The following is an 18,153-nucleotide window of genomic DNA, read 5'->3' on the forward strand; positions in this document are numbered from 1 at the left end:
GGGGCGTGCGGCACGGACCCGCGGGCGTTCCGGGGGCCGGAAGGCCGACAGCGCGGGGGTTCGCGCCGGACAGGGAAGAAATCCGTCGAAGACTTCCGGTTCCGGTCCGGGTGCGCCGCGGGCCATTAATTGACTCCGGTTCGGCGGGGCGTCATAATGGATTATGTCCTGGGGGCGGGAAAATCATCCTCGGCCGTTGAATTCGATTCTTGCGCGGAGGGAATTCGATGGCCCGGGGAAAGGATTGCACTGATGCGCAGTCGGCCGTTTATGATCGCGTCTGCACTCTGTGCTTCGATTCTGCTGTTACTCGCGGCGTGCGGTGGACAGCGGGGATCTGGGCTGGACGGTGCGGGAGGGGAGGAGGTCCGACTGCTCCAGCAGCCGTGGGAGGACCTGATCGTGGAGAACGAGATCGTTCGGCAGGTCCTCGAGGGCAACGGCTACCAGGTGAGCGTCCAGGAGGTCTCGCTTCCCTTCGGTTCGCAGGCACTCGCCGACGGCGACGTCGACGCCTACCTGGGTCACTGGTGGCCGGCTCAGGAGCAGGTTTTCGAGGAACATCTGGAAGCCGGGGACATCGAGGTCCTGAGCACGCTGATGACGGGTACGACCTACGCGCCCGCGGTTCCCCGGTACGTCGCGGACGAGTACGGCGTGCGTTCCCTGGCGGATCTGGCCGAGAACCGGGATCTGTTCGGGAGCGAGGTGATCGGAATCGAGGTCGGTACCTCGGGAAACCAGTACATCCTCGACGCGATTGAGAACGACGCGTACGGGCTCGGCGGGTGGGAGCTCGTGCAGTCGAGCAGCGCCGCCATGCTGGCCGAGGTCGAACGCCGTGCGGACGCCGGGGAACCGGTCGTGCTCCTGGGTTGGCGGCCCCACTGGATGAACGACGCGTGGGACCTCGTCTACCTCGAGGACCCGCAGGGTGTGTGGACCGGCGCCGGTGAGATTCGCGTACTCACGCGAGAGGGGTTCGCGGACGACAATCCGAACATCGCACGCTTCCTCTCCCAGATGGAAGTCGACGCCGAAACCGCGTCCGCATGGACGAGCCAGATCAGCAGGGAGAACGTGCCCGTCGAAACGGTGGCGCGGGACTGGATCGAGGAGAACCCCGGCCGGGTCGACGCGTGGCTCGAGGGCGTCGAGGCCGCCGACGGCCAACCCGCAGAGGCCTCCGGCGCCTGAGACGCACGGGAACGGCGACGCGCCCCGGCCCCCTCCGGAGAGGGGGCCGCGGCCCGGTGGCTCAGCCCTGTCGGGACAGGGCCTCGGCGGATTCGGCGGAGGGCTCGGGGGCGGTCTCCGGGAGGAGGACCTGCCCTCCTACGTCGCCGGACTGGTGGTGACCAACGACGTCAGCGCCCGCGACGTCCAGCTCACCAAGGGGCAGTTCTACGAGTCCAAGTCCTACCCGACGTTCACTCCGGTCGGACCCCGGCTCGTGCTCCTGGAGCCGGGGGAGTTCACCCGCCTGACCAGCCTGCGCCTGCGGCTGTGGGTCAACGACGCGCTTCGCCAGGACCGCACGGTGCCGGACATGATCGTCGCCCGCACCGCGCCCTGGAGCTGCTGTCCCGCTTCCAGGAGCTGTCCCCGGGCGACCTGCTGCTCACCGGCACATCCGGCGGGACCGCGCTCAAGGCCCCGCCCAAGCCCGTGGAGAAGTTCGCGGCCCTGCTGCCCGCCGCCACCAAGTGGAACGCCTTCTTCAAGTCCCAGGCCGACAACCCGCACCACCTCAGGCACGGCGACCGGGTCAGGGTCTCCATCGCCACCGGGGACGGCGCGTTCGACCTCGGAACCCAGAACACCACCGTCCACGACGCCTGGTCCGGGCCGTGCGCGGAGCGTTCCCGTCCACGGCCCTCCGCGACCGCGCCTCCTCCCGCGCGGCGGCATCACGCCGGAGGGAGCCCGCGACATCCTTCCCGCGGTGGGCGATCCGCGTCTACGAGCCGAGCACGAGGCCTGGTAGCCCGATGCCCCACGCGTGGCTGGACACCTTCGAGGGCGAACGCCTGGCGGCGATGGACCTGGTCGCTCCTGGACGCTTCCTCCTCGTCTCGGGGGAGGACGGGCAGGACTGGGTCGAGGCGGCCCGCGAGCTGTGCGGGCGCGGTTCGGCCCGGGTCGACGCGGTCCGGATCGGTCACACCGACGGCGACGACCTCGACCCGCGCCTGACCTGGACGCGACTCCGCGGACACGGGCCCGGGGGCGCCGTGCTCATCCGCCCCGACCGGTTCGTCGCCTGGCGCCACCGCGAGGCCGCGGCCGACCCCGCCCAGGAGTTGGCGTCGGCGTTCCACGCCGTACTCGGCCGCTGACCGGTGTGCGGTGCCGACGGCGCGCGTCGGCGCCGGTGAGCCGCCGGGGACGTCCGGGGGTCAACGGGGCGCCGGGCCGGTCGAGTCGCGGATGACCAGGTGGGAGGGGAGCAGCACCCGCCGGTCGGGGGTGCGGGCCGTGGAGTGGGACCGGTTCTCCAGGAGCAGCTCCACGGCCGACCGGCCCGCCTCGTCCTGGGGACCCGCCAGCGTGGTGAGCGCGGGAACGCAGAAGTCCGCTCCGAAGATGTCGTCGTAGCCGACCACACTGATCCGGGCGGGCACGTCCACGCCCCGCTCCGCCAGGCGGCGCAGGACGCCGATGGCGAGCAGGTCGTTGTGCGCGACCACCGCCGTGGCCCCCGTCACCAGGGCCGCGTCGGCCGCCGCTCCGCCGCCGACCACGCGCGGAGGGAACGGCCCCAGACGCGTGGCCTTCATCCCGAGGTTCCGCGCTCCGTCGAGCAGCCCCCGCCACCGTTCGCCCGCCAGCCAGGACTGGTGCGGTCCCGACAGGTAGACCAGGGACCGGTGCCCGAGCGACGCCAGGTGCTCCACGATCTGGCGGCTGCCCACCCGGCTGTCGACCACGGCGCTCGGCAGCCCCGCCACCTCCCGGTTGACCAGGGCCAGGTTGTGCTCCTCGGCCAGTCCGCGGATGTCCCCGTCGGCCATCCGGCTCGACGCCAGCACGAAGCCGTCCACCGACCGCGTCAGGTGCTCGATCTTCGTGCGCTCGGTGTCCGCGGACTCCTCGGTGTCGCTGAGGATGAAGGTGATCCCGGCCGCGGACGCGCGGCGCTCGGCGCCCCTGACGGTGCCGAAGAAGTGCGGGTTGGTGATGTCGGGGACCAGCATCGCCACGGTCGCGGTCCGCCCGGACTGCAGCGCGGTCGCCAGGGGGCTGGGCCGGTAGCCGAGCCGCTCGGCGACCCGCAGCACGTGTTCGCGGGTGGCCGCGTTGACCCGCCGGGGGTCGCGCAGGGCCCGCGAGACCGTGGAGGCGGCGACGCCCGCCTCCCGGGCCACGTCGTAGATGGTGGTGCGCTTCGGGGAGTCCATGGTGACCCTTCTACGCGGTGCGACAACTTTTGGCAATCGCTTGCCATGACACGAACGAGAAACCTAGGGTTCACACCACGCCTCGGGTGATGCGGATCACGCACCGCATGACCTGCGCCGACATCGTCCTCGTCCGTTGAGTGGAGCCCGTCCGGATGGCTGACAGACCCCCGACCCCCGAACCACGCGCGCCGCGCCCCGCGGCGGTGCGGTGGCTGGAAACGGCCGAACTGGCTGCCGGCGTCACGCTCCTCGCGCTGATCCTCGTGCTCATCCTCACCCAGGCCGTCCAGCGCCACCTGCCCGTGGACGGCTGGGTCTGGACCGGCGAGCTGGCCCGCCTCGGCCTGGTCTGGCTCGCGTTCTCCCTGGTCGGGTACCTGCTGGGCCGCGACGAGCACATCACCCTCAAGGTGGTCGACCTCGTCCTCGGCGACCGCGCGCTGCGCGCGGTCTGGATCCTGGCCAACCTCGTCGTCGCGGCGGTCGGCGTGCTGCTCACCCTGGAGGCGGCCGAACTCGTCTTCGGCGGGTCCCCGCAGGCCACACCGGCTCTGCGGATCCCTGTCCCCTGGACCTACGCGATCCCCCTGGTGGGCGTCGTGCTCATGTCGCTGCGCGCGCTCGCCAACGCCGTCCTCGTCCCGGCGCCTCCCCTGCGCGAGCACCGCGGCCCGGGGGAGGCGGTCCGATGAGCGCGCTGCTGGTGATCCTCGGCATCCTGGTCCTGCTGCTCCTGCGGGTCCCCATCGCCTTCGCGATCCTGGGGCCGTGCCTGGCCTACATGGCCGTCGGCGGGCAGTCCACCGGACTGAGCCTGCGCACCGCGGCACAGGAGGTCAACAGCTTCCCCCTCCTGGCCGTGCCGCTGTTCATCCTCCTGGGCGTCGTCGCCAACCACACCGGGATCGCGGACCGCCTCTTCACCCTCGCCCGGGTCCTGCTGGGCCGCGTACGCGGCGGCCTCGGCTACGTCAACATCGGCGTGAGCGTCGGCTTCTCCTGGATCAGCGGGACCGCCCTGGCCGACGTGGCGGGCATGGGCAAGATGGTGGTCCCGGCGATGACCCAGGCCGGATACCCCCGCCGGTTCACCCTGGGCCTGACCGCCTCCACCAGCCTGATCAGCCCGATCATGCCGCCCAGCATCCCCGCGATCGTCTACGCGTCGGTGGCGGCGGTCTCCACGGCGGCGCTCTTCGCCGCGGCCGTGGTACCCGCGCTCCTGCTGGCCGGAGGGCTGACGCTGGCGGTGTACCTGTGGGCGCGCGGCAGGCCCGAGCTCGCCGGACGGCGGGCCGGGCGCGGCGAGCTGGGCACCGCGGCCCTGCGCGCGCTGGGCCCGCTGGGCGCTCCCGTCCTGCTGCTCGGCGGCATCCTCAGCGGCCTGTTCACCCCGACCGAGGCCGCGTCGGTCGGCGTCGCCTACGTCCTGGTCCTGGGACTGTGCTACCGCAGGCTCAGCTGGCGCGTCCTGTGGCGCGTCGGGGTCGAGACCGTCACCACGGCCGCCTCCATCGCGATCATCCTCGCCGCCTCCGGCCTCCTGGGCTGGGTGCTGGCCCGCGAACAGGTACCCCAGCAGGTCGCGTCCCTCCTGCTCGGCCTGACCGGCGACCCCGTGGTCCTGCTGTTGTTGGTGGCCGCCGTGCTGACCCTGGTCGGAACGGTGCTGGAGCCCATCGCGGCCCTGGTCATCACCGTCCCGGTCCTGCTGCCCGTCGCCGTGCGACTGGGCGCCGACCCCGTCCACTTCGGCGTGATCACCATCATCTGCCTGATGATCGGCCTGCTCACGCCCCCCATCGGCGGGGTGCTCTTCGTCCTCGGCTCGGCGACCCGCACCCCCATGCACGAGGTGTTCCGCGGTACCGCGCCCTTCCTGGTCCCCCTCGTGGCGGTCCTGCTGCTCCTGATCCTCGTACCCGACCTGGTCCTGTTCCTGCCCGGACTCCTGGACCTGTGACCACCCCTTCCCACGGAGGAGAATCCCCCATGCGCGTGACGACCCGACTGACGGCCCTGGTTCCCGCGGTGGTCCTCGCCGCCACCGCCTGCGGCGGCGGCGACGGATCCGACACCGGTGAACTCACCCTCACTTTCGCCAACAGCTACACCGAGGACCACCCGCACACCCGCTGCGGCATCGACCTGGTCGCCGAGCGCGTGGCCGGGGCCGACGCGGGCTTCGCCGTCGAGACGTTCCCGGGCAGCCAGCTCGGCTCCAACACCGAGACCTTCGCGTCGGTGATGTCGGGCGACATCGACCTGGACGTGCAGGGCTCCGCCGCCCTCGGCTCCTCCTACGAGCCGATCGGGGTCCTGGACGCCGCCTACGCCTTCCGGGACGCCGACCACCTCTTCTCCTACTTCGACTCCGAGGAGTCACAGGCGCTGCGCGAGGGCTTCGAGGAGGCCACCGGGACCAGGATCCTGGACGCCTGGTACTTCGGCGACCGCCACTTCACCGCCAACCAGCCCATCCGCACCCCCGAGGACCTGAGCGGACTGCGGATGCGCTTCCCCGACTCGCCCGTCTACCTCGCCAACGCCGCGGCGATGGGCGCCGAGCCCACCGCGGTCGCGTTCGAGGAGGTCTACCTCGCCCTGCAGCAGGGCACCGTCGACGGCCAGGAGAACCCGATCCCGACCATCGACGGCGACAACTTCGTGGAGGTCCAGTCGCACATCAGCCTCACCGGCCACCAGGTCGGCTCGCAGATGATCGTGGTCTCCGGACAGACGTGGGACGCGCTCTCGCCCGAGCAGCAGGAGGTCCTCCAGGAGGCGGTCAGCTCGGTCCGCGAGGACAACCGCGCCTGCATCGAGGAGGCCGAGGAGCAGATCCTGGAGGAGTGGCGCGCCGACGGGTCCATCGAGATCGTCGACGACGTGGACGTCGACGCCTTCCGGACCCGGGTGCAGGACTACTTCGCGGAGAACCTCGAGGGCGAGCAGCGCGAGCTCTACGCGTCCTTCCAGGAGACCGAGTAGGCGACGAGACCGAGGAAAGGGAAGGCGCGACGCATGCGGCGTTCCATCGCGACCGTGTCACTCAGCGGAACCCTGGAGGAGAAGCTCGGCGCCGCGGCCCGGGCGGGGTTCGACGGGGTGGAGATCTTCGAGAACGACCTCATCGGGTCGGCCCTGTCGCCCCGCGGGGTCCGGTCCCTGGCCGAGTCACTGGGACTGGCCATCGACCTGTACCAGCCCTTCCGCGACTTCGAGGGGGTGGACGGGGCCCGGCTGGAGCGCAACCTCCGTCGTGCCGAGGCCAAGTTCGAGCTCATGGTGGAGCTGGGAGCGGACCTCCTCCTCGTGTGCTCCAACGTCGCGGCGGACGCCCTGGGCGACGACGCCCGGTCGGCGGCGCAGCTGCACCGCCTGGCCGAGGCCGCGGCGCCCTACGGGGTGCGCATCGCCTACGAGGCGCTGGCGTGGGGCAGGCGGGTCGACGACTACCGGCACGCCTGGCGCCTCGTCCGCGAGGCCGACCACCCCGGGCTCGGGGTGTGCCTGGACAGCTTCCACATCCTGTCCCGGGGCCACGACCCGTCGGAGATCCGGGACATCCCCGGCGACCGGATCTTCTTCCTCCAACTGGCGGACGCTCCCCTCATGCCCATGGACGTCCTGCACTGGAGCCGCCACCACCGCTGCTTCCCGGGGCAGGGCGCGTTCGACCTGACGGAGTTCACCGGGCACGTCCTGGCCGCCGGATACGGGGGGCCGCTGTCCCTGGAGGTGTTCAACGACGTCTTCCGGGCCTCCGATCCCGAGCGCACGGCCGCCGACGCGCTGCGCTCCCTGGCCGTGTTGGAGGACGAGACCGCCCGGACCGGCCGCGGGGCGGCGCCTCCCCGCGGCCGCGCGGCGCCGGTCGAGCTCACCCGGCTGCCCGCGCCGACCCGCGCCAGGGGCTACGCGTTCGTGGAGATCGCGGCGCCCGAGCACGCCGCCCCGAGGGTGCGCGGCGCGCTGGCGGCCCTGGGTTTCCGGCACACCGGGGACCACCGCTCCAAGCCGGTCCAGCTGTGGTGCGCCGGGACCGCCCGGATCCTGCTCAACGCCACCGACCCCCAGCTCGGGCACACGTGGAGCGGGGACGCGGCCGTGACGGCCCTCGGCGTGGACGTGGAGGACGCCGACGCGGCCCTGCGCCGGGCGGAGCGGCTGCTGGCGCCGCCCCTTCCGCGGCGGCGCGACCCCGCGGAGGCGGATCTGCGGGCCGTCGCCGCCCCCGACGGCACCTCGGTCTTCTTCTGCCCCCGCGACCCGGCGGACGGGGAGGACTGGCTGGCCGACTTCACCGTCCCGGTGCCCGGGAACGGGGACGCCGGGGGGCCGCAGCTGACCGGCATCGACCACGTGGGACTGTTCCAGCCCTTCGACCACTTCGACGAGGCCTCGCTCTTCTACCGCTCCGTCCTGGGGCTGGAACCCGACGACGGCGTCGAACTGGCGGCCCCCGACGGGATGCTGCGCAGCAGGGCGATGAGCCGCGGCGGCGCCGGTCCGCGCATCGCCCTCAACGCCTCGCTGCTGGGCCGGGGACCGTACGCGGACGTTCGCGGAGGCCCCCAGCACGTGGCCTTCGGCTGCGAGGACGTGTTCGCGGTCGCCCGGGCCATGCGGGCCCACGGCGTCGAACCTCTGCGGATCCCCGACAACTACTACGCCGACCTCGCCAGCCGGACGGACCTGGAGCCGGTGGCCGTCGAGCGCATGCGCGAACACGGCGTCCTCCACGACCGGATCGGGGACGGTGAGTTCCTCCACCTCTACACACCGATGCTCGACGGGCGGCTCTTCCTGGAGGCCGTGCAGCGCACGGGCGGCTACGCGGGGTACGGATCCGCCAACAGCCCGTTCCGCATGGCCGCGCAGAGGGCGGGGGCGCGCGGGTGACCGCGGCGAAGCACGCCGCGGCGGGCCGCTCCTACCTCGTGGGACTCGTCGGAACGGGGATCGGCCCCTCCCTGACCCCGCCGATGCACGAGCGGGAGGCCGCCGAACTCCACCGGCGCCTCGTCTACCGGACCATCGACCTCGACGAGCTGGGTCTGGCGCCCCGCGCCGTGGTCGACCTGGTGGGAAGCGCGCGGCACCTGGGCTTCGACGGGCTCAACGTCACACACCCCTGCAAGCAGTTGGTGCTGTCCGCGCTGGACGGACTGACCCCGGACGCCGCGGCCCTCGGCGCGGTGAACACCGTGGTCTTCGAGTCCGGCCGGGCGATCGGCCACAACACCGACTGGTCGGCGTTCGCCCGGTGTCTGGAGCGCGGGCTGCCGGACGTCCCACGCGACCGGGTCGTGGTCCTCGGAGCCGGGGGCGCGGGCGCGGCCGTGGTCTACGCGCTGCTCGGATCGGGCGCGCGTGAGGTGAGCGTGGTCGACACCGACGCAGAACGCGCCCGGGACCTGGCCGGACGACTGTGCGGACACTTCCCGGGGGCGGTCTGCCGGGCGGGCGGGACAGGAGCGCTCGAAGCGCTGCTGGCACGTGCGGACGGCATGGTCAACGCGACACCGACGGGTATGGCGCACCATCCCGGTGTCCCGGTTCCCGCCGACCTGCTGCGTCCGCCCCTGTGGGTGGCCGACGTCGTCTACCGGCCGCTGCGCACCGAGCTGCTGCGCCTGGCCGAGGAACGGGGATGCCCGACCCTGTCGGGAGGGGAGATGGCGGTGTTCCAGGCCAGTCAGGCGTTCGGCCTGTTCACCGGTCTGGAACCCGACCCCGACCGGATGCTCGCGCACTTTCGCGCACTGGTCGGCTGAAGGGTCCGGGGCCGCCCCCGGACCGTTCCTCCCCCGTCCTCCGCCGCCCGGGTCGATGCGCACACGAGTCATCGGATGCGGACAGTGCATGCGTGGGGGCTCCCGGGCGGCCCGACCGGGGGGGTGCCGCGGCGATCCCGGCGCGTGCCCCCGGGCGCGGCCGGGTCCCCCTCCGCCTGGTCGGGACGTGGCGCCGGACTAGCGCACGACGTCGAAGACCTGCTTCTGCACGCCGTTGGAGTACACCTCGTGCTCGACGAGCTCCAGCTTCTGGGCGTCCTTGTCCGTGTCGCTGAACAGCCGCTTGCCCGCTCCGAGCAGGACCGGGAAGACCAGCAGGTGGTAGCGGTCGACCAGCCCGGCGTCGGCGAGGGCTCTGCCCAGGGTGGCGCTGCCGTGGACGGAGATCGGGCCGCCCTCGGTCCTCTTGGGGTCGGCGACCTCGTCGATCGAACCCAGGACCGTGGCGGGCCAGCGCCGGTCGTCCTCGGTCAGCGTCGTGGAGACCACGTACCGGGGCATGGCGTTGTACCCGGCGAACTCCTCCGTCATCGTCGGCCAGACCGGAGCGAACGCCTCATAGCTGCGACGACCCATGAGCAGCGCCGTGGCCTCCTGCTGCTCGCGCGTCTTGAGCTCGTAGGCCGCCGGGTCCATCTCGACGCTCGTGAACGTCCAGCCGGAGTTGCGGTACCCGGGCTCGCCGCCGGGGGCCTCCATCACGCCGTCGACGGACACGAACGCGGTGACGATCAGTGGGCGCATCTTCAGTCTCCTCCGTTGCTTCGGTGTGCTGCCTTCACCCTTTCGTCGAACGGGCCCGCCCACAATCGACACCCCGCCCGAAAAAACTTCGCGGGGATCGGGGCGGTGTCCCCGACGCGTCGCGTTCTTCGAGCCGGGTGCGACCGGCCGCCGTCAGACGGCGCCCCAGAAGGCGTCCTCGGCCTGAGGATCGGCGGAGAACAGCCACACCTCCGCGATCCTGCCGCCGGCGATCCTGAGCACGTCGACGCCGCCCATCGCCATCTCGCCGCCCTCGCGCCTTCCCGCGAAACGGACGGGAGCCGCGACCAGCGCGCCGTTGACCATGAACTCCCCGGTCGTCGAGAGCTCGAACGTTCCCCCGCTGACGGCCATCATGCCGCCGATCATCTCGTGGACCGCCGAGCTACCGCGGTGGGTGCCGGAGAACCGGTTGCCGCCGGGCTGGTGCCACACGATGTCGTCGGCGAACATGCCCGCGACCGTGGTGAAGTCCTTGGCGGCCAACGCGTCGAAGTAGCGGCGGGCGGTGGTGCGTGGCGAGGCGGCTTCCATGGTCGATCTTCTCCTTCGTCGAGGTTCTTCCTGCCGCCGCCTATACTCACTATTGGTAACCAGTTACCTCAACGTAACTAATGGAGGATGTGCGGCATGTCACAACACACGGCCTTCGACGTGCTCACGGCGACCTGCCCCTCCCGCACGTCGCTGGCCCGCATCGCCAACAAGTGGACGGCCATGGTGGTGATCGCGCTCGGAAGCGGCAGGAAGCGCTTCGGCGACCTGCGCACCGCGGTCGACGGGATCAGCGGGAAGGTCCTCACCGACACCCTGCGAAACCTGGAACGCGACGGCCTGGTCGCGCGGCACGTCTACCCCGAGGTGCCCCCCAGAGTGGAGTACGAGCTGACCGCACTGGGGCACACGCTCCAGGTTCCCCTGCGGGCGCTGGGACGCTGGGCCGAGGAACACATCGAGGAGGTGCTCGCGGCGCGCGAGTCCTACGACGCCCGTTAGGCGGGTCCAGCCCCGCCCGGCGGCGCACACGGCGAACCGCCCGCGGGGCCGCCGGTCGCGCCGCGCCGCCACGGCGACCGCCAGGAGACGGCCGACGCGGTCGGCCGAGGACGGCTGGCCGCGCACCGGGGACGGCGCGTACGCTGGCGACACCCGTCCTCATCGCCGGATCCGCCGTCCGCCCCGCCGAGACCGGACGTGCCCGGGCAGCCGGCCGCGCACGAGGTCGCACACGAGGCGCCTGGGGCGGCCTCCGGACGGGGCGGCCCAGATCGTAGGGGGTGCTGACCACCGATGGCCGACGTTCCGGGAACCGAGAAGGGCGAGCGGACCGTACGGGGACGCGAGGGAGCCGTCACCGCCCGTGGCGCGGACGCGTGGGCCCAGGTGATCTCCGAGAGCTTCGTGCCGCTGTCCCTGGGTTCGGTGTCCGACGAGTTCCGGGGGTCGGTGCGCCCGAGTGACCTGGGACCCGCGCTCACCCTCACCGACGTCCGCACCCACGGGCACTCCGTCGTGGCCCGGACCGCCCGCCTGGTCCGCACCGAGCCGAGCGACGACTGTCTGTTCTCGCTCCACCTCGAAGGGGAGGGAGCCGTCGTCCAGGGCGGCCACGAGGCGCGGCTGCGGCCCGGCGGCGGGGCCCTGTACGACACGGCACGGCCGTACGAACTGCGGTTCCCGACCGGGACCCGGCAGTTGGTGCTCCAGATACCCCGGCAGCACCTGAGCGACCGGGTCGGCCGTGTGGAGGACCTGTGCGGGCGCGCGCTGCCCGCCGGGCAGGCCTCGGTCCGCGTCCTGACCGCGTGCGTGAAGGAACTGGCGGACACGGGTGACCGTCTCACCGTAGCCGAGCGCGCCGAACTGGGCACGGTGGCCGTGGACCTGCTGGCGAGCGCCCTGCGTGCGGGGGCCGGCGGCGACGGACCGCCCGACGGGCGAACGGCGCTGCGCCTGGCCATGCGGGCCTTCGTCCGCGACCACCTCGCCGATCCGCGTCTGACTCCGGAGGCCCTCGCCCGGCAGCACGGAATCTCCGTGCGCTACACGGCCCAGCTGTTCGCCGCCGACGGAACCTCCCCGGCGGCGTTCATCCGAGCCGAACGGCTGCGTGCGGCGCACCGCATGCTGGTCGATCCCCGCTTCGCGGGCTTCACGGTCTCCGCCCTCGCGGCCCGCTGCGGCTTCACCGACCGCACCACGTTCACGCGCGCCTTCGTCCGGGAATTCGGGCTTCCGCCCGCCGCGCTGCGGGCCGCCCGGTCCCGGAGCACACGGACCTGAGCCGTCGGCGGCCCGCGCGGCCACGCACCCGGACCGGGGGAGGCGGGACAAGCCGGGCACGGACCCGGCGTCCGCGGAAAACGCCGCGGACCGGTGCGCGCACCGCCGCAGACCGCGGGTTCACCCCTCCTACAGTCGGTGCACCACATCTCGTCCACCACCAGGAGGACACAGTGCCGAACACGTTCCGCGTCGCCGCCGTCCAGGCCGAGCCCGTGTGGCTCGACGCCCAAGCCACCGTCGACAAGACCATCGGCCTCATCGAGGACGCGGCCGCCCAGGGCGTGGCGCTCGTCGCCTTCCCCGAGACCTGGATCCCGGGCTACCCGGCGTTCCTCTGGCTGGGCTCCGTCTTCGGCCAGGTACCGTACGTGGCCCGCTACCACGCCAATTCGCCGACCACGGACGGCGAGCACCTGGCCGCCGTCCGGGACGCCGCACGCCGCACCGGGGTCACCGTCGCCCTCGGGTACAGCGAGAAGGACCACGGCACCCTCTACATGGCCCAGACCGTCATCGGACCCGACGGCGAGATCCTGCTGCACCGCCGCAAGCTCAAGCCCACCCACGTCGAGCGCAGCCTCTTCGGCGAGAGCGACGGCAGCCACCTCAGGGTCGTCGACTCCCCGCTCGGGCGGATCGGCGCCCTCAACTGCTGGGAGCACCTGCAGCCGCTGGTCAAGTACGCGATGTACGCCCAGCACGAGCAGGTCCACATCGCGGCCTGGCCCGCCTTCGGCCTCGCCAAGGGGATCGCCTACGCGCTCGGTGCGGAGGCGAACATGGCCGTGACCCAGACCTACGCCCTGGAGGGCGGCTGCTTCGTCATCGCACCGACCCAGGTGATCAGCGAGCGGGGCGTCGAGGCCTTCGTGACGACGGACGAGCAGCGCCCCTTCCTCACCGCCGGATCCGGCAACTCCCGAATCTTCGGCCCCGACGGCACTCCGCTGGGCGAGCCGCTCGACGAGCACGCCGAGGGACTCGTCGTCGCCGACATCGACCTCTCCCTGATCGACCTGGCGAAGAACGCCGCGGACCCCGCAGGGCACTACGCGAGGACGGACGCGACCCGGCTGGTGCACGACGACCGGCCCAAGCCCGCCGTGGTGCGGCCGGGCGGGTCCACGGGACCCCACTTCCCCGACCTCGACGAACCGGACCGGGACGGCGCCGCCGTCTGAGGCGTCCGTCCGGGCCCCGCCGTACGGCTTCCGGTGCGGCGCCGTCGGGTCACGCTCGTACGAGTCCCTTGCCGACCAGGCTCTCGGCGGTCGCCAGTACGGCGGTCTCGGGGCCGCTGCGGGGCCGCCAGCCCAGCACGCGGTGGGCTTTCGCGCTGGTGGTCTTCCTGGCGAAGCCGAGGTCGGGCACGATCGCGCGGAGCTCCCTGTCGAAGAGGGAGGCGACGCGAACCACGGCATTGGGAATGGACCGGGTCGGCACGTGCCTGGCCGCGTCCGCGAGACCGTCTCTGAGGAGGGCGCCGATCCGTCTCATCGGGATCGCCGGTCCGCTGGTGGTGAGGAAGCGCTGACCGGCGGCTTCCGGGGTGGTCATGGCCAACAGGTGCGCGCTCGCCACGTCGCGTACGTCGACGATCGGGATCCACAGGTCGGGATAGCCGGGCATCGCCCCGTCGAGGATCCGCTGGACGAGGCGGTTCGATCCGGAGACCGCCGTGCCCGTCAGGGGTCCCATGACCGCGACGGGAAGGATCGTGGCCAGTTCCGTCGCACCGCCCTCGGCGTCGATGAAATCCCACGCCGCGCGCTCGGAGAGCGTCTTGCTCCTGGTGTAGGCGGAGGCGCCCGGCCCGTCGAGGACGCTCCAGTCCTCCTCGGTGAACCGGTGGCCGGTGCGCGGGTATCCGTAGGCCACCGCATGGAACGCGGAGGTGAGGACGACCCGTCGGACACCGGCGTCGCGTGCCGCGCGCAGCACGCGCAGTGTGCCCTCGCGGGCCGGAACGATGACGTCGTCCTCGTTCCCGACGTGCTCCACGTGCACGGGAGAGGCCACGTGCAGGACGAAGTCGCACCCGGCGACGGCGTCGGCCCACCCCGCGTCGCTCGTGAGGTCGGCCGCCGCGAAGCCCAACGCGCCGCCGTTCACCATCCCGGCGTCGCTGAGCTGCGTCCGGACCTCGGACTCGCGCCCGAGGGAGCGCACGGTCGTGCGCACCCGGTACCCCCGCTCCAGCAGTTGGAGAACGCAGTGTCCGGCGATGAAGCCGGACCCGCCGGTGACGAGGACGCGGGGCCGCGACGCGGTCGTGTCCGCGTCCCCCGGGGACGGTGTGGTGGTCATCGGTGTTCCTTCCTGACCGGGCCGCCGACCCCCGTCACGGGGAGGCCCCGGTCACCCGGTCCGAACCCGCCCGCCGCCGGGGCGGCGGATACCGCTGTGTCTGTCATGCCTCCACGGTGGGCGCTGAACACGGGGACAGGCAGTGGTCCCGTCTTCCTGGGACTTCCAGTACCAGGCACGGCTCGTGGCGGGGATGCCAGACTGTCCGGCATGGCGACGACAGAGCTCGGCGCGGCCCTGCGGCGCTGGCGTGACCACGTCACACCCGAGACGGCGGGCCTTCCCACGGGCGGTCGCCGTCGTGCCCCGGGGCTGCGGCGGGAGGAGGTGGCCCAGCTGGCGGCCGTCTCCGCCGACTACGTCACGCGCCTCGAACAGGGCCGGGCCACCAGCCCCTCTCCGCAGGTCGTCGAAGCCCTCGCCCGGGCCCTGCGGCTCACCGAGGGTCAGCGCGCCCACCTCTTCCACCTCGCCGGTCGCGTTCCCCCGGGCCCGCAGGAGGTCCCGGTACACATCACGCCCGGCGTCCGGCGGATGCTGGACCGGCTCGCCGGAACACCCGTCGCGGTCTTCGACGCCGCGTGGAACCAGCTGCTCGCCAACCCCCTGTACACGGCGCTGATGGGGGAACGGCGCGGCGACGACCTCAACGCCGTGTGGCGCACCTTCACCGGCGGCGGCACCCGGGTGCGCCACACCCCCGCATCCCGGAGCGCACTGCGTGCCGCGCAGGTCGCCGACCTGCGCGGGGCGGCCGACCGCTATCCGGCCGACCGGCGACTGCGGCGCCTCGTCCGGCGACTGCGCGCCGCCAGCGCCGAGTTCGACGGCCTCTGGGAATCCGGTTCCGCCGACCGGCACGAGTCCGCCCGCAAGACCGTCGACCACCCCCGCGTCGGCGCTCTCACACTGGACTGCGACGTCCTCGTCGTCGTCGACCACGACCTGCGCATCATGGTCTACACGGCCGAACCCGGCAGCCGGGACGCCGAGCGCCTCGCGCTGCTCGCCGTCCTGGGGACCCAGACACTCACCGAGCGGCGGACGCCGCACCGGTGATCGCTGAGGGCGAACACCGGATCGGGAAGATAATCCGGCTCCTTTTTATTGAGTCTGTTTGACTCAACTAGGAGGATTCATGAGTGAGACTCCCGCCAGCGTGACCTTCCCGGTACTTCCCCTCGATGACGACGTCGTTCTGCCGGGCATGGTCGTCCCCGTCGACATGACCGAACCCGAGGTGCGCGCGGCCGTCGACGCGGCGCAGGCCGTCGCGCGGTCGGGCGGCCACCGTGACTCCGCGAAGGGCCCCGAGGTCCTCATCGTGCCGCGCGTGGACGGCTCCTACGCCGCCGTCGGCACGGTCGGCGTCGTCGAACAGGTCGGCCGCACCCGCGAGGGAACCCCCGCCGCCGTGCTGCGCGGCACCGCCCGCGCCCGCGTCGGCAGCGGCACGACCGGCCCCGGCGCGGCCCTGTGGGTGCTGGCCACCGTGCACGCCGAGCAGGAGGGCGAGTACCCGGGCAGGGTCCTGGAGGCGGCCCGCGAGTACAAGTCGCTGCTCACCAGCTACCTGCACAAGCGCGGCTCCTGGCAGGTCCTGGACGGGGTGCAGCAGATCACCGACCCCAGCCGGCTCGCAGACCGCGGCGGCTACTCGCCGTTCCTGACCGCCGAGCGCAAGCTCGAACTGCTGGAGACCTACGACGTCCTCGACCGCCTGCACCTGCTCACCGAGTGGACCCGTGAGTACCTCGCGGAGCTGGACGTCACCGAGAGCATCGACCGCGATGTCCAGGAGGGCGTGGACAAGCAGCAGCGCGAGTTCCTGCTGCGGCGGCAGATGGAGGCCATCCGCAAGGAGCTCAACGAGCTCGACGGCCGCCCCGGGAGTGAGGAGGAGGACTACCGGGCGCGGGTGGAGGCGGCCGACCTGCCCGGGCACGTGCGCAAGGCCGCGCTCGACGAGGTCGACAAGCTGGAGCGGGCGGGCGACTCCTCGCCGGAGTCCGGCTGGATCCGCACCTGGCTGGACACCGTCCTGGACATGCCGTGGAACGAGCGGACCGAGGACGCCTACGACATCGCCGGGGCGCGCGAGGTCCTGGACGCGGACCACACCGGCCTGACGGACGTCAAGGACCGGATCACCGAGTACCTGGCCGTGCGCAAGCGCCGTACCGACCGTGGACTGGGCGTCGTCGGCGGGCGGCGCAGCGGCGCCGTGCTCGCCCTGGTCGGCCCCCCGGGGGTCGGAAAGACCTCGTTGGGCGAGTCGGTCGCGCGTGCCATGGGCCGCCGGTTCACCCGGGTGGCGCTCGGCGGCGTGCGGGACGAGGCCGAGATCCGCGGCCACCGCCGCACCTACGTGGGCGCCCTCCCCGGCCGGATCGTCCGGGCGGTCAAGGAGTCCGGTTCGATGAACCCGGTGGTGCTCCTGGACGAGATCGACAAGGTCGGCTCCGACTTCCGCGGCGACCCCACGGCGGCGCTGTTGGAGGTGCTGGACCCGGCGCAGAACCACACCTTCCGCGACCACTACCTGGAGGTCGACCTCGACCTGTCGGACGTGGTGTTCCTGGCGACCGCCAACGCCCTGGACACGATCCCCGGCCCGCTGCTGGACCGGATGGAGCTGGTGGAGCTGGACGGCTACACCGAGGACGAGAAGGTCGCGATCGCCCGCGACCACCTGCTGCGCAGGCAGGTCGAGCGGGCCGGTCTGGTCTCGGCCGACGGCGAGCCCGAGGTGGAGGTCACCGAGGACGCGCTGCGGTCGCTGGCCGCGGAGTACACGCGCGAGGCGGGTGTGCGCGGCCTGGAGCGGACCATCGCCCGCATCCTGCGCAAGGTCGCCTCGGCGGCGGCCCTGGGGGAGCGGGAGACACCGGTCCGGGTGGACACCGGCGACCTGCGCGGCTACCTCGGACGGCCGAGGCACACGCCGGAGTCGGCGGGCCGGACCTCGGTTCCGGGCGTGGCCACCGGTCTGGCGGTGACCGGAACCGGGGGAGACGTGCTGTTCGTGGAGGCGTCGCTGGCCGACCCCGAGTCCGGGGCGGGCGGGCTGACCCTGACCGGTCAGCTCGGCGACGTGATGAGCGAGTCGGCGCAGATCGCCCTGTCCTACCTGCGGGCCCGGGGCGCCGAACTGGAGCTGCCGGTGGGCGACCTCAAGGAGCGCGGCGTCCACCTGCACGTCCCGGCGGGCGCCGTCCCCAAGGACGGGCCGAGCGCGGGCATCACCATGACCACCGCTCTGGCCTCCCTGCTGTCCGGGCGGCCCGCCCGCGCCGACGTGGCGATGACCGGTGAGGTCTCGCTGACCGGCCGGGTGCTGCCGATCGGCGGAGTCAAGCAGAAGCTGCTGGCGGCGCACCGGGCGGGGATCACCACGGTCCTGATCCCCGAACGCAACGAGCCCGACCTGGACGACGTTCCGGAGGAGGTGCTGCGGCAGCTGACCGTGCACACGGTCAGCGACGTGCGCCAGGTGCTGGAGGTGGCGCTGGAGCCCTCGCGGAGCGCAGCGTCCGTGGCCGCGTGACGGCAGGGCGGCACCGGGGCCGCCGCTCGGGGCGGGCGTGACA

At 72.6% G+C, this 18,153-nt stretch carries 16 protein-coding genes and 2 pseudogenes; 14 read left to right on the plus strand and 4 right to left on the minus strand.

Annotated features, from left to right (window positions below):
• Positions 1-270: 270 nt before the first annotated feature.
• The 4 genes and pseudogenes from ACIBFB_RS08055 to ACIBFB_RS08070 all read left to right on the plus strand — a co-directional run bounded on the left by ACIBFB_RS08055 (position 271) and on the right by ACIBFB_RS08070 (position 2,339).
• Positions 271-1,197: an ABC transporter substrate-binding protein gene (locus ACIBFB_RS08055; protein ID WP_397227583.1), complete on the plus strand. Its 927-nt coding sequence runs from the start codon at positions 271-273 to the stop codon at positions 1,195-1,197.
• 130 nt (positions 1,198-1,327) lie between these two features.
• A pseudogene (locus ACIBFB_RS08060) lies at positions 1,328-1,546 on the plus strand (fumarylacetoacetate hydrolase family protein); the annotation flags it as partial.
• Positions 1,507-1,818: pseudogene (locus tag ACIBFB_RS08065) on the plus strand (fumarylacetoacetate hydrolase family protein); the annotation flags it as partial. The pseudogenes ACIBFB_RS08060 and ACIBFB_RS08065, both read left to right, overlap by 40 nt.
• 32 nt (positions 1,819-1,850) lie before the next feature.
• The gene (locus ACIBFB_RS08070; protein WP_397227585.1) at positions 1,851-2,339 is read left to right on the plus strand and encodes a hypothetical protein; all 489 of its coding nucleotides are present in this window, start codon (positions 1,851-1,853) and stop codon (positions 2,337-2,339) included.
• A gap of 60 nt (positions 2,340-2,399) precedes the next feature.
• Here ACIBFB_RS08070 and ACIBFB_RS08075 read toward each other — a convergent pair whose 3' ends face one another.
• Positions 2,400-3,401 carry a LacI family DNA-binding transcriptional regulator gene (locus ACIBFB_RS08075; protein WP_397227587.1) on the minus strand — a complete coding sequence of 334 codons (1,002 nt, stop codon included), beginning with the start codon at positions 3,399-3,401 and terminating at the stop codon, positions 2,400-2,402.
• Positions 3,402-3,556: 155 nt separating this feature from the next.
• Between ACIBFB_RS08075 and ACIBFB_RS08080 the strand changes: the two genes are divergently transcribed.
• Genes ACIBFB_RS08080 through ACIBFB_RS08100 form a run of 5 tightly spaced genes read left to right on the plus strand, consistent with a single transcriptional unit; the run spans position 3,557 to position 9,184 of the window.
• Entirely contained in the window at positions 3,557-4,096 is a 540-nt protein-coding gene (locus ACIBFB_RS08080) for a TRAP transporter small permease (RefSeq protein WP_397227589.1), read from the plus strand.
• Positions 4,093-5,367, plus strand: coding sequence for a TRAP transporter large permease (locus tag ACIBFB_RS08085; RefSeq protein WP_397227591.1), 1,275 nt, complete (start codon positions 4,093-4,095; stop codon positions 5,365-5,367). Before ACIBFB_RS08080 ends, ACIBFB_RS08085 begins: the two co-directional genes overlap by 4 nt.
• A gap of 29 nt (positions 5,368-5,396) precedes the next feature.
• Positions 5,397-6,395 (plus strand): DctP family TRAP transporter solute-binding subunit, encoded by a 999-nt coding sequence (locus ACIBFB_RS08090; protein ID WP_397227593.1) that lies wholly within the window; start codon positions 5,397-5,399, stop codon positions 6,393-6,395.
• A gap of 33 nt (positions 6,396-6,428) precedes the next feature.
• Entirely contained in the window at positions 6,429-8,309 is a 1,881-nt protein-coding gene (locus tag ACIBFB_RS08095; RefSeq protein WP_397227595.1) for a bifunctional sugar phosphate isomerase/epimerase/4-hydroxyphenylpyruvate dioxygenase family protein, read from the plus strand.
• Positions 8,306-9,184: a shikimate dehydrogenase gene (locus ACIBFB_RS08100; RefSeq protein WP_397227597.1), complete on the plus strand. Its 879-nt coding sequence runs from the start codon at positions 8,306-8,308 to the stop codon at positions 9,182-9,184. Before ACIBFB_RS08095 ends, ACIBFB_RS08100 begins: the two co-directional genes overlap by 4 nt.
• Positions 9,185-9,382: 198 nt before the next feature.
• Here ACIBFB_RS08100 and ACIBFB_RS08105 read toward each other — a convergent pair whose 3' ends face one another.
• A complete protein-coding gene (locus tag ACIBFB_RS08105; RefSeq protein WP_397227599.1) occupies positions 9,383-9,949 on the minus strand; it encodes a dihydrofolate reductase family protein in 567 nt (188 codons plus the stop codon).
• A gap of 153 nt (positions 9,950-10,102) precedes the next feature.
• Positions 10,103-10,504: a nuclear transport factor 2 family protein gene (locus ACIBFB_RS08110; protein WP_397227601.1), complete on the minus strand. Its 402-nt coding sequence runs from the start codon at positions 10,502-10,504 to the stop codon at positions 10,103-10,105.
• A 96-nt stretch (positions 10,505-10,600) separates the two neighbouring features.
• Between ACIBFB_RS08110 and ACIBFB_RS08115 the strand changes: the two genes are divergently transcribed.
• From ACIBFB_RS08115 to ACIBFB_RS08125, 3 genes are all read left to right on the plus strand, one after another.
• Positions 10,601-10,966, plus strand: a complete 366-nt coding sequence (locus tag ACIBFB_RS08115; RefSeq protein WP_397227603.1) for a winged helix-turn-helix transcriptional regulator — start codon at positions 10,601-10,603, stop codon at positions 10,964-10,966.
• Positions 10,967-11,260: 294 nt separating this feature from the next.
• On the plus strand, positions 11,261-12,253 hold the full coding sequence (locus ACIBFB_RS08120; protein ID WP_397227605.1) for a helix-turn-helix domain-containing protein: 993 nt from the start codon (positions 11,261-11,263) through the stop codon (positions 12,251-12,253).
• 173 nt (positions 12,254-12,426) lie between these two features.
• Positions 12,427-13,437, plus strand: a complete 1,011-nt coding sequence (locus ACIBFB_RS08125; protein ID WP_397227607.1) for a carbon-nitrogen hydrolase family protein — start codon at positions 12,427-12,429, stop codon at positions 13,435-13,437.
• Positions 13,438-13,486: 49 nt separating this feature from the next.
• On the opposite strand, the gene ACIBFB_RS08130 is transcribed toward ACIBFB_RS08125, so the two are convergent.
• Positions 13,487-14,563 (minus strand): SDR family oxidoreductase, encoded by a 1,077-nt coding sequence (locus tag ACIBFB_RS08130; RefSeq protein WP_397227609.1) that lies wholly within the window; start codon positions 14,561-14,563, stop codon positions 13,487-13,489.
• Positions 14,564-14,773: 210 nt separating this feature from the next.
• Between ACIBFB_RS08130 and ACIBFB_RS08135 the strand changes: the two genes are divergently transcribed.
• Positions 14,774-15,622, plus strand: coding sequence for a helix-turn-helix transcriptional regulator (locus ACIBFB_RS08135; protein WP_397227611.1), 849 nt, complete (start codon positions 14,774-14,776; stop codon positions 15,620-15,622).
• A 79-nt stretch (positions 15,623-15,701) separates the two neighbouring features.
• Positions 15,702-18,110 (plus strand): endopeptidase La, encoded by a 2,409-nt coding sequence (gene lon / locus ACIBFB_RS08140; protein ID WP_397227613.1) that lies wholly within the window; start codon positions 15,702-15,704, stop codon positions 18,108-18,110.
• The last annotated feature ends 43 nt before the right edge of the window (positions 18,111-18,153 follow it).

It is taken from the genome of Nocardiopsis sp. NPDC050513 (assembly GCF_044457925.1).
Lineage (GTDB): Bacteria > Actinomycetota > Actinomycetes > Streptosporangiales > Streptosporangiaceae > Nocardiopsis.

Bases quoted from the DNA above. Each gene is read 5' to 3' on its own strand.
- ACIBFB_RS08055 (WP_397227583.1), top strand. From the start codon at position 271: ATGATCGCGTCTGCACTCTGTGCTTCGATTCTGCTGTTACTCGCGGCG.
- ACIBFB_RS08075 (WP_397227587.1), bottom strand. From the start codon at position 3,401: ATGGACTCCCCGAAGCGCACCACCATCTACGACGTGGCCCGGGAGGCG.
- ACIBFB_RS08080 (WP_397227589.1), top strand. From the start codon at position 3,557: ATGGCTGACAGACCCCCGACCCCCGAACCACGCGCGCCGCGCCCCGCG.
- ACIBFB_RS08085 (WP_397227591.1), top strand. From the start codon at position 4,093: ATGAGCGCGCTGCTGGTGATCCTCGGCATCCTGGTCCTGCTGCTCCTG.
- ACIBFB_RS08090 (WP_397227593.1), top strand. From the start codon at position 5,397: ATGCGCGTGACGACCCGACTGACGGCCCTGGTTCCCGCGGTGGTCCTC.
- ACIBFB_RS08095 (WP_397227595.1), top strand. From the start codon at position 6,429: ATGCGGCGTTCCATCGCGACCGTGTCACTCAGCGGAACCCTGGAGGAG.
- ACIBFB_RS08105 (WP_397227599.1), bottom strand. From the start codon at position 9,949: ATGCGCCCACTGATCGTCACCGCGTTCGTGTCCGTCGACGGCGTGATG.
- ACIBFB_RS08110 (WP_397227601.1), bottom strand. From the start codon at position 10,504: ATGGAAGCCGCCTCGCCACGCACCACCGCCCGCCGCTACTTCGACGCG.
- ACIBFB_RS08115 (WP_397227603.1), top strand. From the start codon at position 10,601: ATGTCACAACACACGGCCTTCGACGTGCTCACGGCGACCTGCCCCTCC.
- ACIBFB_RS08120 (WP_397227605.1), top strand. From the start codon at position 11,261: ATGGCCGACGTTCCGGGAACCGAGAAGGGCGAGCGGACCGTACGGGGA.
- ACIBFB_RS08130 (WP_397227609.1), bottom strand. From the start codon at position 14,563: ATGACCACCACACCGTCCCCGGGGGACGCGGACACGACCGCGTCGCGG.
- ACIBFB_RS08135 (WP_397227611.1), top strand. From the start codon at position 14,774: ATGGCGACGACAGAGCTCGGCGCGGCCCTGCGGCGCTGGCGTGACCAC.
- lon (WP_397227613.1), top strand. From the start codon at position 15,702: ATGAGTGAGACTCCCGCCAGCGTGACCTTCCCGGTACTTCCCCTCGAT.